This window comes from Thalassotalea litorea, assembly GCF_005843925.1.
Classification (GTDB): domain Bacteria; phylum Pseudomonadota; class Gammaproteobacteria; order Enterobacterales; family Alteromonadaceae; genus Thalassotalea_A; species Thalassotalea_A litorea_A.
In genome coordinates, this window is the sequence record NZ_VCBC01000009.1 from 105,517 (window position 1) to 120,120 (window position 14,604).

At 44.3% G+C, this 14,604-nt stretch carries 14 protein-coding genes; 12 read left to right on the plus strand and 2 right to left on the minus strand.

All coding sequences use genetic code 11. The features are described from left to right. Both FE810_RS10315 and pspF read right to left on the minus strand, forming a co-directional pair. Positions 1–1,632: an ABC transporter substrate-binding protein gene (locus tag FE810_RS10315; RefSeq protein ID WP_138319980.1), complete on the minus strand. Its 1,632-nt coding sequence runs from the start codon at positions 1,630–1,632 to the stop codon at positions 1–3. Positions 1,633–1,636: 4 nt separating this feature from the next. Continuing rightward, entirely contained in the window at positions 1,637–2,737 is a 1,101-nt protein-coding gene (gene pspF, locus FE810_RS10320) for a phage shock protein operon transcriptional activator (RefSeq protein ID WP_138319981.1), read from the minus strand. 222 nt (positions 2,738–2,959) lie between these two features. On the opposite strand from pspF, the gene pspA reads away from it, so the two are divergent. The 12 genes from pspA (at position 2,960) to FE810_RS10380 (ending at position 14,404) form a co-directional block, all read left to right on the plus strand. Continuing rightward, positions 2,960–3,658: a phage shock protein PspA gene (pspA, locus tag FE810_RS10325; RefSeq protein WP_138319982.1), complete on the plus strand. Its 699-nt coding sequence runs from the start codon at positions 2,960–2,962 to the stop codon at positions 3,656–3,658. A 41-nt stretch (positions 3,659–3,699) separates the two neighbouring features. Next, positions 3,700–3,912, plus strand: a complete 213-nt coding sequence (gene pspB, locus FE810_RS10330) for an envelope stress response membrane protein PspB (protein WP_138320046.1) — start codon at positions 3,700–3,702, stop codon at positions 3,910–3,912. Beyond that, complete coding sequence (gene pspC / locus FE810_RS10335; RefSeq protein WP_138319983.1) at positions 3,909–4,340, plus strand: envelope stress response membrane protein PspC; 432 nt, start codon at positions 3,909–3,911, stop codon at positions 4,338–4,340. Before pspB ends, pspC begins: the two co-directional genes overlap by 4 nt. Before the next feature lie 122 nt (positions 4,341–4,462). After that, the gene (locus FE810_RS10340; RefSeq protein WP_138319984.1) at positions 4,463–5,905 is read left to right on the plus strand and encodes a YcjX family GTP-binding protein; all 1,443 of its coding nucleotides are present in this window, start codon (positions 4,463–4,465) and stop codon (positions 5,903–5,905) included. After that, the gene (locus FE810_RS10345) at positions 5,902–6,939 is read left to right on the plus strand and encodes a YcjF family protein (RefSeq protein ID WP_138319985.1); all 1,038 of its coding nucleotides are present in this window, start codon (positions 5,902–5,904) and stop codon (positions 6,937–6,939) included. Before FE810_RS10340 ends, FE810_RS10345 begins: the two co-directional genes overlap by 4 nt. Before the next feature lie 291 nt (positions 6,940–7,230). Continuing rightward, the gene (gene phhA, locus FE810_RS10350; protein WP_138319986.1) at positions 7,231–8,034 is read left to right on the plus strand and encodes a phenylalanine 4-monooxygenase; all 804 of its coding nucleotides are present in this window, start codon (positions 7,231–7,233) and stop codon (positions 8,032–8,034) included. Positions 8,035–8,037: 3 nt separating this feature from the next. Continuing rightward, a complete protein-coding gene (locus FE810_RS10355) occupies positions 8,038–8,376 on the plus strand; it encodes a 4a-hydroxytetrahydrobiopterin dehydratase (protein WP_138319987.1) in 339 nt (112 codons plus the stop codon). 108 nt (positions 8,377–8,484) lie between these two features. Further along, the gene (tyrR, locus tag FE810_RS10360; RefSeq protein WP_138319988.1) at positions 8,485–10,035 is read left to right on the plus strand and encodes a transcriptional regulator TyrR; all 1,551 of its coding nucleotides are present in this window, start codon (positions 8,485–8,487) and stop codon (positions 10,033–10,035) included. A 684-nt stretch (positions 10,036–10,719) separates the two neighbouring features. Then, on the plus strand, positions 10,720–11,706 hold the full coding sequence (locus FE810_RS10365) for a fumarylacetoacetate hydrolase family protein (RefSeq protein ID WP_138319989.1): 987 nt from the start codon (positions 10,720–10,722) through the stop codon (positions 11,704–11,706). Positions 11,707–11,972: 266 nt separating this feature from the next. Next, the gene (gene maiA, locus FE810_RS10370; RefSeq protein ID WP_138320047.1) at positions 11,973–12,614 is read left to right on the plus strand and encodes a maleylacetoacetate isomerase; all 642 of its coding nucleotides are present in this window, start codon (positions 11,973–11,975) and stop codon (positions 12,612–12,614) included. 177 nt (positions 12,615–12,791) lie between these two features. Further along, entirely contained in the window at positions 12,792–13,661 is an 870-nt protein-coding gene (locus tag FE810_RS10375; protein WP_138319990.1) for a DUF3014 domain-containing protein, read from the plus strand. Between the two features lie 152 nt (positions 13,662–13,813). Further along, positions 13,814–14,404 carry a lysophospholipid acyltransferase family protein gene (locus tag FE810_RS10380; RefSeq protein ID WP_138319991.1) on the plus strand — a complete coding sequence of 197 codons (591 nt, stop codon included), beginning with the start codon at positions 13,814–13,816 and terminating at the stop codon, positions 14,402–14,404. Positions 14,405–14,604 lie beyond the last annotated feature (200 nt).

Below are 14,604 nucleotides of genomic sequence, written 5' to 3' on the forward strand. Positions count from 1 at the left end.
CTAGTTTTCCTCCTTGGTCACTTTTTTAGTGTCGGCGAAGCTAATGCCGCCAAATGGCGCCAATATATTGCCTTGCACAGTTTCGACTTTTGCCTGCGCTCTTTTTGCATGGGCAATGGGTAATAGTGGTAACTCTTCGGTTAGTAACTCCTGCGCCTGCAAGTAATATTCGCGGCGTTTTTTATTGTTACGGGTTAACAAAGCCTTGGCGAGTAAATCATCGAAATTCTGATTACACCAAAAGCTGCGGTTACTGCCAGAACGGGCACTAGAGCAACTTAGCAAAGGTGAAAAGAAGTTATCGGGATCCGGATGATCCGCCGCCCAACCGATCAGTACCGCCTGATGTTCTGAATTGGCTAGCTTACCTAAAAAGGTTGTCCACTCATAGGTAATGATATTGACGTTGATGCCAATTTTACCAAGATCCGAGCGGATCAGTTTCGCCATTTTCATTGCATTCGGATTATAAGCCCGTTGTACAGGCATAGCCCACAAATCGAGGGTAAAGCCCTCGCTAAGTCCAGCGTCTTGCAATAATAATTTGGCTTGTTCAGGGGCGTAAGGGAGCAATTCACTGGGTTTGTCATAGGCCCAGGAAGCGCTTGGCAATAAAGAGTGGGCAATTTCTGCCTGATCGAAATAGACGGCATTAATGATCGCTTCCCGGTTCACGGCAAGGGAAACGGCTTTTCGCACCACCGGATTATCGAAAGGAGGTTTGGATGTATTAAATGCCATAAATGCGACATTAAACGAGGTCACCTCTTCCAGTCGCAAATTCTCTCGACTGCGGATCTCTTGTGGCGCTATGGGGTAGGAGATAACGTCACATTCATTGGTCAAAAGTTTGGTTAAACGGCCAGTATTATTCGGGGTAATATTAAAAATTAGTGTTTCGATGCCAACGTCATGAGCCCAGTAATTTTCATTGCGTTGAAAACGGATTAAGGCGTTGCTGCGATATTCATTAAATTTGAATGGACCGGTACCGATTGGTAGCGAATCTAACATTGGCAATACAGCGGGATCGTCTTCCGACAGTAATTGATCCGCATATTCTTTTGACAGAATGACCGCAAACGGCGCACCGACATTAGACAGGAAGGAAGCATCAGGCTGGTTTAGCTTAAACCGTATGGTGTAATCATCAATCTTCTCGATGTTGGTTACAAGTTGTTCAAAGTTAATGCTTTGGAAAAAGGGAAAGTTGCCCCTGACGGATTGATAAAAGGGATGCGTTTTGTCGAGGATGCGCTGGAAACTAAAAATCACATCATCGGCATTGAGGTTTCTTGAAGGGGTAAAGTAACGGGTTTGATGAAACTGTACATCTTTGCGTAGGTAAAACGTGATCATGGTACCATCATTGGTGACGTGCCAGGATCTTGCCAATGACGCCTCTAGCTGATAATTATCACGATTAAAGTCAATCAAACGATTATATAATTGTCGGGTTGTGGCATCAATGGTTGTGCCAGAAGTAACGAGCTGTGGGTTAAATGATGTGGGCGACCCTTCGGAACAATAAACCAGTCCATCGTTAAAGATGGACTCTTCGTTTGTTGTCGGTTCACAGCCACTGATAAAGACAATCACAGATGTGATTAGCCAATACCATTTGCATCTCATTGCTCTATGACTCTTCACTGTCATTACTGTCCAACAAATTGTACTTTTTTAAATAACCACGCAGTTGGTGGTAGGTTAATTCCAGTGCCTGGGCGGTTTTTTTCTGATTATACTGATTGGCGGCCAAGGCATCTTTGATCAAATTAATTTCAAAATCCTGCGACAAGCTCTTTAATGAAACTGGATATTGAGTCGCCTCGACTTTTAACCCTTTGTCTTGTACGTCATTCACCGTCACTTCATTGCTGCCGTGGTCCGTGCCAGGTTTCGTTAACGGTGCGCTCAATTGGCGATCCGCGGTTTTGATTCGGGTTGCTGGGCGATAGGGTGATTCAAATGGGTTAATGACCAGATCACTGACGGGTATATGGGGATTATTATGACGATAGACACTGCGTTCTACAACATTCTTTAATTCACGTATATTACCGGGCCAGTCATAGTCGAGTAGGGCGCGCTTTACTTTCTCATTAAAGCCTGAAAACAACTCGAACTCCAGTTCTCGTGCCATAGTAATGGCGAAGTGCTCCGCCAGAATTAAAATGTCTTCCTGGCGCTCACGCAGCGGTGGTAAGGTAATGACATCAAATGCCAGGCGATCGAGCAAATCGGCACGAAATTCACCTTTGTCGGCAAGGGTAGGAAGATCTTCGTTCGTCGCGGCGATGAGTCTGACATCGGTTTTGATGGTTCTTGAACCACCGACTCGTTCGAATTCGCCATACTCAACCACGCGTAGCAGTTTTTCCTGGATCAAACCCGATGTGTTGGCCAGTTCGTCAAGAAACATCGTGCCACCATCAGCCTTTTCAAAACGTCCTTCATGACGTTTGCTGGCACCGGTAAATGCGCCACTTTCATAACCAAACAATTCACTTTCTAACAGGTTTTCATTGAGCGCAGCGCAATTGAGTTTAAGGTAGGTTTGATCCCAACGTTTCGATAAATAATGTAGGCGAGCGGCAACAAGCTCTTTACCTGTGCCACGTTCACCAATTAACAGCACCGGCTTCGATAAGGGCGCTACTTGAGAGATATGCTCAAGTACCTCAAGGAAACTATTGGACTGGCCAATCAAATTATCCTGTTGTTTAAAGCGACTCATAATCGTCCTAATTATTAGTTTATTTCACTAACAAATAGTGTATTTTATTAAAGCGTTCCAGAGAAGTTTTTTTTATTTTTTATTTAACCCCACTAAAAACATAGGGTTGCAGGAAATTTCAAAGTTGGCATCAATAATGAATAATAATATCCAGTCATTCGTTATTTGTGTTAGCAAATGCGAAACATGAAACAACTAAATTAATAAAATGAGGTAATCATTATGGGTGTTTTTTCAAGATTTACAGATATTATTAATTCAAATATCAACAGTCTGCTGGACAAAGCCGAAGATCCAGAAAAAATGGTGCGCTTAATCATTCAGGAAATGGAAGATACCCTGGTTGAAGTTCGTTCATCATCCGCAAAAACTTTAGCGGATAAAAAAGAGCTGACTCGTCAACTTGCAAAAATGGCAGCCGATGCCCAACAGTGGCAGCAAAAAGCCGAGCTTGCATTGAATAAAGGTCGCGAAGATTTGGCAAGAGCCGCACTTATCGAACGCAAGAAGTGTGAAGAAGCGAAAACATCACTGAGTGATGAATTAGGTCACTTTGATGATCACATTGTAAAACTTCAGGATGAAATTTCTCAGTTGCAAGAAAAACTTGCGGACGCGAAAGCGCGTCAAAAAGCGATTGTGATGCGTGGCAAAACTGCATCTTCTCGCTTGAAAGTGAAAAGTAAACTGGATTCAGGCAAGGTTGATGATGCATTGACTCGCTTTGACCGCTACGAGCGTAAAATCGATGATTTGGAAGCTCAGGTAGACTCATACGATTTAGGCTCTAAATCGTTGGCAGATGAAATTGCAGATCTGGAGCAAGACGAAAGTGTCGATAGTGAATTAGAAGCTCTTAAGGCTAAACTAAGTCCGAAAAAGAAACCTGCTGCGAAAAAAGCAAGCACAACTAAGAAGTAATAGGGTTTTAAATAAGGAGAATTATCGTGGAAGAGTTACTAATGGTACCTGTCATCTTGTTTATGGCTATTGTCGCGCCTATCTGGTTGGTGCTGCACTATCGCTCAAAGCGACAAATTAGTCAGGGCTTGACCGAAGACGAATATCAACAGTTATCAGAGCTTTCCGAATTAGCCGATAAAATGGCCGCGAGAATTAAAACTCTGGAGGCGATTTTAGATGCGGAAACTCCCGATTGGAGGGATAGAGCATGAATAAGAGCCGAGGCGAATTATTTCGCGATCCGCAAAAAGGCAAATTAGCCGGCGTGTGTGCTGGTATCGCCGACTATTTCGGCTGGGAAACCTGGTTGGTGCGGATTTTAGTGGTGTCTGGTGTGTTATTGGGGATGGGCTGGTTTGTGATTTTATACATCGCTGGCTGGTTTATTCTTGATAAGAAACCAAACCGCAAATCTGCCAACGACATTCACCAGAACTTTAAACAGCAGATGGAAGAAGATGAGATTGTCAATGAACACATTAAAGTGAAATCTCGGATCTGGCAATCAGGTGAACCTCCGAAGCAGGCGTTTCATGATATCCGCACTAAATTCCATACACTGGAAACGCAATTGCAGGGTATGGAGCGATATGTAACCTCAGCCGAGTTTACCGTATCCCGTGAAATCAATAAGTTGTAATGCAAAAGCCAGGTGGTAACGCCTGGCTTTATTGTTAAATCCCGAGTCCTAGTTTCTTTCCATCACAGCGCTTTTCACTTACATTAACAAGAGTAAACGTTAACTCATTAGTCGCAATTGGCATGGCAATTATAAATCGAAAAAAATTATCCACCTGGAAACAAAAAATCCAATCCGGTGCGGGCGACCTGTTAAATCGTAGCCTGGATCAACATGTAAACCTGGCAGTAACCGGATTGAGTCAAAGCGGCAAAACCGCATTTATTACCTCGTTAGTCAATCAGCTGATTAATGAAGGGCATGGCAAACCGTTAAGTTTTTTCAATGCCGTGCATGAAGGACGATATATTGCCGCCAAACGCGTGCCTCAGCCAAATTTACAAATCAGTCGATTTGATTATGACGCGGGAATGGCAAAACTCGGTGAACAAGAGCCAAATTGGCCAGAGCCTACCCGCAGTATTTCTCAGATACGACTGGCCATTCGTTATACTCCGCAAGATTCTTTATTAAAATATGCATCGCAAATGTCGACGTTATATCTAGATATAACCGACTACCCCGGTGAGTGGTTACTGGATTTGCCGATGCTCAATCAAAGCTATCAGCAATGGTCGAAGTATATGACTCAGTTATTAACCTCTCAACCCCGGGCTGGGTTAGCAAGCGAGTTTTTACAAAAGCTTGAACAACTAGACCCTCTAGCGGTGATATCAGAAACTAAGCTCAAAGAGCTCGCCGATGACTACACACAATTGCTATTAAACTTTCGACATGATCTAGGGTTATCGGTTATTCAACCGGGGCGATTTATTCTTCCTGGAGAACATGAAGGGGCTCCGGTATTGCAATTTGTCCCTTTTCCTTGCTTTGAGCATTTAACCGCCGCGGACTATGCCAATGCCGATGAACAAAGCTTTATTGCGATGTGTCAGGCACGCTATCAGGAATATCGAGAGGCGATTGTGCGCAAGTTTTATAAGCAACACTTTGTCAATTTTGACCGACAAATTATTCTTGCCGACTGTTTAACCCCATTGCATAGCGGCCCTGCCGCGTTTAATGATTTACAACACGCAATCGCGCTGATCATGGAAAGCTTTTCCTACGGCAAATCCAATGTTCTGCGACGGTTGTTTGCCCCCAAAATCGATCGAATCTTGTTTGCCGCCACGAAAGCCGATCATGTTACCAGTGATCAACATCAAAATATGACGACCTTATTGGAGCAGGTCATTATTAAGGCCAAGAAGTTACTAACGTTTGATGGCATTAAAATGAAAACCTTATCGATTGCGTCGATTCAGTGTACTGAACAGGGAAAAAGTGAATATCAGGGCAAGAAATTGTCGGTTTTAAAAGGTAAACGCCTGGATAATAATCAGATTATTACCCTGTTTCCTGGCTCGGTTCCGGCTAAATTGCCGCAACCAAGTTTTTTTAGTCAGAACAAATTCGATTACATTCAATTTAAACCGATGAATGCCATCGACGAACATCAGGCGCTCGATCATATCCGACTTGATCAGGTGTTGCAGTTCTTGTTGGGAGATAAACTTAAGTGAGCCATTCCGATAAAAGTAAAGATCAGGACTTTCAACAACAGATTTTATTTTCTCAGTCAGAAACTGAGATTGACAGCGCATCGCAACCGAATACCCCAGTTGTTCTTCCTGAAGAGGCCTGGCAAGCGGTAGATGAAATTTTTGAAGACCACGATGAACCGCTGCCACGCAAGCGCGCGAACTGGTTGTGGCGGATTGCGGGGTTTAGTTTCACCGGCATCGTGATTTATGAACTCGTTGATTTTTTTATCGCAGGTTTTGCATCTTCACCACTCGTCACCGGTGTTTATGCATTACTTGCCGGTTCTGTAGGAACCATTGCGCTGTTAACTTTGTTCAAAGAGCTCAGAGGACTGCGTCAATATCGCCGGCAACAGGACAGACAACAGCAAGCAAGCGATTACCTTGAACACAAAGGGCATGGCGACAGCCGTAAATTTTGTCAAAAACTGACCGATAAGTTGCCCATGGATAGTGTCGAAGTGCTGCATCATAAGTTCGCTGACAACCTCAGTGAACATTTCAATGATGAAGAAGTCATGACCCTATATTCACGTCAGGTATTGTCTGAAGTCGATAAACAGGCCATGGAACAGGTGGCGAAATTTTCCAGCGAGGCGGTGGTACTGGTTGCCATTAGTCCGATTGCCATCGTAGATATGATGATATTGCTGTGGCGCAACCTGCGCATGCTCGATAAAGTTGCGGGCCTGTATGGAATACGACTCGGTTATTGGAGTCGCATCAGTCTTATCAAACAGGTCTTTGTGAATATGGTCTATGCCGGCGCCAGTGAAATTATTGCGGATGTTGGCGTTGATATGCTCGGTGTTGAAACGCTCGGTAAGCTATCAACTCGATTAGCTCAGGGCTTGGGCGCTGGGATGTTAACCGCTAAATTAGGGATTCGTACGATTAAGTTATGTCGTCCGGTGCCATTTGTGGAAAACCCTCCGGGGATCAAACAAGTTCGTCGTCAGGTGGTCGCCCAGGTGCGGCAACTGATGAGCAAGGCCACAACCAAAAACGACTAGTTCGCAAGGGATTTCATTATCGCTTTTTAATGGCCCTGCAGGTCAGGGCTTGACCGGATAATCAGCCAAATGACAGCGCCTGTACCTAATTCCTTACACCTGATAAAACGCCTCAAGCCTGATCTGTTTTTCTTCTGATCTGACATTTCTTACTATTAACCCATAAAGTTGCAATTCAGCGGTGTCACACTCAATGCCTATGCTTGGGTCTAATCATAATCATAACTCGACACTGATTTGAATTTGCCAATAAACCTGAAAATCAGGACAACAAGATAGGAATAGAAGTGAATGGCGAAAAGCACAACCTATGTGTCAAAAGCAGCCGATGACGATGGCAATATCTGCTGGACCGAGCAAGAAAACCGGATCTGGCAAAAGCTCTATGCGCGTCAGATTGAGTGCATCGAAGACAAGGCGTGTCAGGAATATCTCGATGGTTTGAAATTATTAGCGCTGCCTCAGGATCGAGTGCCGCAATTAAACGAAGTCAGCGCTGTACTTGAGCGGACCACGGGTTGGCAATGTGCACCGGTTCCAGCCCTAATCGGCTTTGGTGAGTTTTTTAACTTACTTGCACAGAAAAAGTTTCCGGTTGCGACATTTATTCGTAGCGAGGAAGAGTTTGATTATTTACAGGAACCGGATATCTTCCATGAGATATTTGGCCATTGCCCACTGTTAACAAATCCTGCGTTTGCGAAGTTTACCCAAACCTATGGCGAACTTGGATTAAAGGCCAGTAAAGAAGATCGGGTCTATCTGGCTCGACTATACTGGTTCACCGTAGAGTTCGGATTAATGCAGACCGAAAATGGTCTTAAAATATACGGTGGCGGAATATTATCTTCACCCGGAGAAACGCAGTACGCGATGCATGACGAAGGCCCGTTACGAAAACCATTTGATGCGTTAGACGTGCTGCGGACGCCTTACCGTATCGATATCATGCAACCGGTATATTTCTTAATAGACCATATCAATCAATTAGATGAAATCAGTAATCTTGATTTAATGGCGTTAGTCGAATCCGCCAAAAAATTAGGGCTACATGATCCGTTATTCGCCCCAAAGATGATAAAACAAGCGAGTTAAGCAATGACAGAACAATTAAATGCTCAAGTATGTGAAGCCTGCCACGCCGATGCACCTAAAGTCAGTGATGCCGAGTTGGCACAATTAGTGAAACAAATTCCCGATTGGGTGCCGGTAGTCCGTGATGATGTGATGATGTTAGAGCGTGAATTTAAATTTAAAAACTTTAAACTGGCGTTAGCGTTTTCCAATAAAGTGGCAGAACTGGCAGAAGCGGAATTTCATCACCCTTCAATTTTGACCGAATGGGGCAAGGTTACGATCACTTGGTGGACCCATGCGATTGGTGGATTACATAAAAATGACTTTATTTGTGCGGCCAAAACCGACGCACTTTTATAGTTTTCATCATCTAATTTCAGTTACTGAAAGAAAAAGCTCCCAAGTGGGGCTTTTTTTTTGTAAAATTTAATTTACAGTCATTCATCTAATCTATGCAGGAACCGTGACGTGCGTTTACAAATTACTTGCCAGGACCGAGTCGGTATTGCTCAGGAAGTCTTAGCTATTCTGGTAGAGCGGGAAATTAACTTAAAAGGTATTGATGCCATTACAGAGTCCGGAGAGATATATGTACATATTCCGGATCTTGAGTTTTCTCAATTACAGGACTTTATGCCACTATTGCGATTGGTTGAAGGTGTGATTGATGTAAAAACCACCACCCATATGCCGTCGGAACGCGAACATAACCTGTTAGAAACCATCGTCAGGACGTTACCGGACCCTCTGATTTCCATCGATATTCGTGCCAATGTTTATGGTCTAAATGAATTGGCGGAGCAAAAGCTTGGAGAGTCAGAAGCGGATGTCATTGGTCAGCCAATCAGTCATTTTATTAAAGGCTTTAATTTTTCTAAATATTTAGATAGCGGAGAGATCCTTCCTCATACCCGTAAACTGCGCCTTCATGATGAAGATTATGTCGCGGATATCTTGCCTATTTATGTACCCGGCGAAGATGGTCATGAAGTCTTTACCGGAGCGTTACTGATGTTGAAATCAGAAGCCCGCCTTGGTCAACAAATCAGCGCGTTTAAGCATCCCAAAGGAAATGACTTTGTAGGCGTTCAGGCCAGTTCTTCGCAAATGCGTAAAGTGATCCGCGAAGCCAGGCGAATGGCAGGGCTAGATTCGGCGATCTTGATTCAAGGTGAAACCGGTACCGGAAAGGAACTGTTGGCGCGCTGTTGTCATAATGCCAGTGATCGCAGTGACAACCCGTTTATGTTGTTAAATTGCGCGGCGTTGCCGGATGACGCCGCAGAAACAGAACTGTTCGGTAAGTATAGCGCCGAAGGGCAAAGCAAAAGAGGCCTGTTTGATTTAGCGGATGGCGGTAGCGTGTTTCTTGATGAAGTGGCAGAAATGTCACCGAAGCTACAGACTAAGTTGATTCGCGTGCTTCAGGATGGCAGTTTCAGACGAATTGATGATGAGAATGAAATTAAGGTTAATGTTCGTATTATTTGTGCGACCAATAAAGATTTACTGGAACTAGTACAAAAAGGTGAGTTTAGAGAAGATTTGTATTATCGACTAAACGTGCTTGGAGTTACGATTCCAGCGCTTAGAGATCGTCGTGCCGACATTATTCCTTTAGCAGAAACCTTCTTAAACAAATCCGCGAAGTTAAATCATCGTGGTGAAATGTTTATAGATACAGAATGTCGCGAGTTTCTCGAACATTATCCATGGCCCGGCAACGTACGCCAGTTAGAGAATGTGATTTTGCGAGCAGCGTCTTTGGTTGAAGGTGACACCATCAGTATCGAGCACCTGCAGCTTCCGAACTTTACCCGGGATCACGGTTATCTGGAGCAGGAATTTAATGGCACTTTGGAAGATGCTGTAAAAGGATTCGAAGCCGATCTGCTGCGTAAACTCTATCCGGCATATCCAAGTACCCGCCAACTGGCAAAAAAATTGAGTCTTAGCCACACGGCGATTGCCAATAAATTGCGAGAATACAACATAAACAAGAAGACAGTGAAGATTTAACTTAATAACGAGGCTAACGCCTCGTTATTGTTTTCGAGGGAGATTACCATCGGTGGAGAACATGCGCAGTTTGTTGCATGTTCGGTGACAGACTAACGTCGGTGGGAACTTGGCAATGCTTGAAGCATGCTGAGCCTCGTTATTGTTATCGAGGTAGATTACCATCGGTGGTGAACATACGCAGTTTGTTGCATGTTCGGTCACAGACTGACGTCGGTGGGAACTTGGCAATGCTTGAAGTATGCTGAGCCTCGTTATTGTTTTCGAGGGAGATTACCATCGGTGGAGAACATACGCAGTTTGTCGCATGTTCGGTGACAGACTAACGTCGGTGGGAACTTGGCAATGCTTGAAGCATGCTGAGCCTCGTTATTGTTCTTAAAGAAGATTAGCATCGGTGGAGAACATACGCAGTTTGTCGCATGTTCGGTGACAGATTGACGTCGGTGGGAACTTGGCAATGCCTGAGTTTTGCAATTAATGTAAAGCTAAGTATACGAATGTCCGTTTTTTTTCGTAAACTTATAGGCACATTCGCTGCAGAAAACCTCAGCGTGCGACTTTGGTCAAGTCTACATTTTCACGTACACTTTGCTCCAACATATACAACTATCATTAAGTTGATTAACGGCCAATTATTCCCTAGCTCATGGTTAATCAGCAATCTATGGAAGAGATACTTAGATGAAATTTGCAACATTAAAAAACAACACTCGCGACGGTCAACTGATGCTTGTTTCTCGCGATTTGAGTCAAGCCGTTAGCGTCAGTGATGTGGCAAACACAATGCAGGCGCTTATTGATAACTGGGCCGAATTGTCTGTGCAGTTAGAATCTCGCTATGAGCAGTTAAACGCCGGCCAGGTAAGTGGTGCGATAGATTTTGTTGAAGCGGATTGCGAATCGCCGTTACCACGAGCGTATCAATGGGCAGATGGCAGTGCTTATGTGAATCATGTTGAGTTAGTGCGCAAAGCGCGAAATGCTGAAATGCCGGACACTTTCTGGACCGATCCATTGATGTACCAAGGGGGTTCGGATTCATTTATCGGGCCGCGTGATGATATCGAAATGGGCTCTACCGAATGGGGTATCGACTTTGAATCTGAAATCGCGGTGATCACCGATGATGTCCCTATGGGCGTTACGCCTGAAGAAGCAGAGCCGCATATTAAATTATTGATGTTGGTCAATGATGTCTCACTGCGTAATTTGATCCCAGGCGAACTGGCAAAGGGTTTCGGTTTTTTCCAATCCAAACCCTCAAGCGCATTTTCTCCGGTTGCGGTTACTCCTGACGAGCTTGGTGATGCCTGGGATGGTAAAAAGCTGGCACTACCTTTGGTGACCCACCTTAATGATGATTTATTCGGTAAGCCCGATGCTGGCGTCGATATGACATTTGATTTCCCAACCATCGTCGCCCATGCGGCAAAAACGCGTCCTTTAGGCGCGGGTTGTATTATTGGCTCAGGTACCATTTCAAATTACGACCGCAGCGCGGGTTCAAGCTGTCTGGCAGAAAAGCGCATGCTGGAAATTATTGCCGACGGCCAACCATCTACACCATTTATGCAATTTGGTGATAAGGTTCGTATCGAAATGTTTGATCATAACGGAGACTCCATTTTCGGTACTATCGACCAAACTGTGGTTGAATATAAGAAGTAAAGTAACGTGAAATAGCGGCTGCGGGCGGCGCAAGGTGCCAACAGATGGGCAAATGCACCGCTTGTTTTTCGAAACGCACTGAGTGTCACTCGAAATGCACTGAGCGTCACTCGAAATGCACTGAGCGTCACTCGAAATGCAATAAGCGTCACTCGAAACGCTCCACTCGTTATAACAAACGCAACGCTCGTCATCCCAAACTTGATTTGGGATCTCGGTTTCTTATCACGGTTTTTTCATTTTTTAACAAAGCCAGGAATTTTATGATTTCGTTATATGGATATTGGCGCTCTTCAGCGGCTTATCGAGTACGTATTGCACTGAACCTGAAGCAAATCGAACACGAGCTTATTTCAGTACACTTGGTAAAAGATGGCGGTCAGCAACACTCAGACTCCTATAAATTATTGAACCCAAGTGAACTGGTACCAACGCTGGTGGATGGCGATTTTAAGTTAAATCAGTCCATGGCGATCCTCGACTATCTGGAACAGAAATTTCCACAACCGGCATTATACCCAGACAGCCTGCAAGCGCGCAGTCAGGTTCAGGCATTGGCGAATGATATTGCCTGCGATCTGCATCCTTTGAATAATCTGCGGGTGTTGACTTATTTAGCTGAAGATTTATCGGCAACCCCTGAGCAGAAGCAACGGTGGTATGCCCATTGGGTGGACGTTGGATTTACGGCTTTTGAAAAACGCTTGCAAAAAACTGCCGGCAACTACTGTTTTGGTAATACTGTGACAATGGCAGATCTTTGCTTGATCCCGCAAGTCTACAATGCAAAGCGATTCAACGTCGATCTCAGTCGGTTCCCGTTAATTACCAAGGTTGATGACAATTGCCAAAAACTTGCCGCATTTAACCAAGCGCTACCAGAGCATCAACCCGATTCGTCTGTTTAGGCAGTCATCTCCAAATCTAGCCTTTAACTCTTTGATTTAAAGGCTATCTGCTAAATTCATTTTTCTTTTTTTTGCTCCGTTAACTAAGCTAATAAAATAGAGTAGTATGGTTTTAAGGCTGTTGACTTAAACAGCTTTATTTTTATTGGTTCAAGTCCGAGCCGATTGGTAGGAAAAATGAATACAGAACAAAAACAATCTTCAGAAAATCAGCAGTCAGCGCCACTGGGTATTATTGTCTTTATCATTGCTCTGGTGATACTTGGTGGAGCGTATTATATGGTGTTTATCGACAACCCAACCAGTAGGCCACAACCGGAAATTGTTGATTTAAAAGACGAGAAACTGCAAATTGAACCGCAAATTTCCGAACCAGAAGATATAGACACTGCCCCGGAAACACAACCACAAGCGCCGGAAATGGTAGCGGAACCCGAACCCGCAGAACCGGCGTCTGAAGTCATCTTACCCGAACTGGATAATAGTGATGAATTGACGGTATCTTTAATTCGCGAAGCGACCATGGCACCAGAATTGCTCGATGTCCTGATCCCAAGTGATATTATTCGTCGCACTGTGGTTTTTGCGGATAATTTCGCCCGTGGCGATCTCACCATTCGCGAGGCTCCGGTTTATCCTCCCCAAGGCAAATTTCAAGCGTCGCAAATCAATGATCAAGAATTTGTTATTAGCCCAGAAAACTTTAGCCGATATGTCGATTATTTGGACCTGCTTGCCAGTTTTGAACCGGCACAACTAACGGCGGTGTATCAGCAACTCTCACCTTTGTTTGAAGAGGCGTTCCAGGAGTTGGGCTTTCCTGAACGGACGTTTAATGATGTCGCGACGGATGTCATCGACAGAATTCTGGCGGTTGAATACCCTGAAGTGAGTCCGGTGCTGACGCAACCCGATATGGTTTATAAATTTCAAAGTGAAGATTTGGAAAGTTTGCCAGATGCTGACAAACTTTTGTTGAGAATTGGTAAAGAGAATCTGTTGCAATTGCAATCAGTCGCTCATCAGATTCAAAAGCAATTGGATTGAATCTGCTAAGTAGAACAGTGAAATAAACCCGATAAATTGATAGGTCATCGTTCAGGCCTTACTAAGGTATTGAGTAGCATTGCATGACATTGCACGGCATTGCTACGACATCGATATAGACATTTGAATAAGTGCACAGGAGAAATGGATTTATGAGTACTTCTTTTCCGGATATTCCTGAAAGTGTGCCGCAGACTGATGGCGGTTTCACCCAGTGGCTTGGAAGAAAAGCATTTTCGATTTCCGGTTGGCAACTGGTAGGTTCATTCCCTGATGAACCTAAGCTTTTGGTCATTGTCGCACCACATACCTCGAATTGGGATTTTTTAGTCGGGCTTGCGATAAAAATGGCGCTTAATTTAAACGTGAGTTTTCTCGGTAAAGATGCACTTTTTAAAGGCCCTCTAGGTTGGTGGATGCGAAAGCTTGGCGGCATCGCGATTGATCGCAGCTCGCCGAATGGCGTCGTCGGCCAGATGGTTGCAGAATTTGAGCAAAGGGAAAAGCTGATGCTGGTTATTGCGCCAGAAGGCACCCGAAAAAAGGTCGATGAGTGGAAAAAAGGATTTATGTTTATCGCCAAAGATGCACAAATACCCGTGTTGCCGGTCGAGTTCGACTTTAAACATAAACGGGTTGTGTTTCATCCAACCTGCCGCATTGACGGTGATGTTGAATCTCAACTAAAAAGCATTAAATCTATTTTTAGCGCGGAGAAAGCGAAACGCCCTGATTGCTTTTAAGCCTGGGTTAATGGCTTTTTCGAGGGGCGTAATGGTTGCTGTGTTGACGCACCTTAATGCGCGAAATGGCTTAACCGCATAAGACTCAGAGACATTTGCGACCGTTTCTTGTCGGTTATGATAATTTTTAGTTATTTTTCCCGTTGAGGACTTGCATGGCAGGCCGTGATTGCGCATAATGCGCATCGCTGTAATATCTT

Bases quoted from the DNA above. Each gene is read 5' to 3' on its own strand.
- FE810_RS10315 (WP_138319980.1), bottom strand. From the start codon at position 1,632: ATGAGATGCAAATGGTATTGGCTAATCACATCTGTGATTGTCTTTATC.
- pspF (WP_138319981.1), bottom strand. From the start codon at position 2,737: ATGAGTCGCTTTAAACAACAGGATAATTTGATTGGCCAGTCCAATAGT.
- pspA (WP_138319982.1), top strand. From the start codon at position 2,960: ATGGGTGTTTTTTCAAGATTTACAGATATTATTAATTCAAATATCAAC.
- pspB (WP_138320046.1), top strand. From the start codon at position 3,700: ATGGTACCTGTCATCTTGTTTATGGCTATTGTCGCGCCTATCTGGTTG.
- pspC (WP_138319983.1), top strand. From the start codon at position 3,909: ATGAATAAGAGCCGAGGCGAATTATTTCGCGATCCGCAAAAAGGCAAA.
- FE810_RS10340 (WP_138319984.1), top strand. From the start codon at position 4,463: ATGGCAATTATAAATCGAAAAAAATTATCCACCTGGAAACAAAAAATC.
- phhA (WP_138319986.1), top strand. From the start codon at position 7,231: ATGGCGAAAAGCACAACCTATGTGTCAAAAGCAGCCGATGACGATGGC.
- FE810_RS10355 (WP_138319987.1), top strand. From the start codon at position 8,038: ATGACAGAACAATTAAATGCTCAAGTATGTGAAGCCTGCCACGCCGAT.
- FE810_RS10365 (WP_138319989.1), top strand. From the start codon at position 10,720: ATGAAATTTGCAACATTAAAAAACAACACTCGCGACGGTCAACTGATG.
- FE810_RS10375 (WP_138319990.1), top strand. From the start codon at position 12,792: ATGAATACAGAACAAAAACAATCTTCAGAAAATCAGCAGTCAGCGCCA.
- FE810_RS10380 (WP_138319991.1), top strand. From the start codon at position 13,814: ATGAGTACTTCTTTTCCGGATATTCCTGAAAGTGTGCCGCAGACTGAT.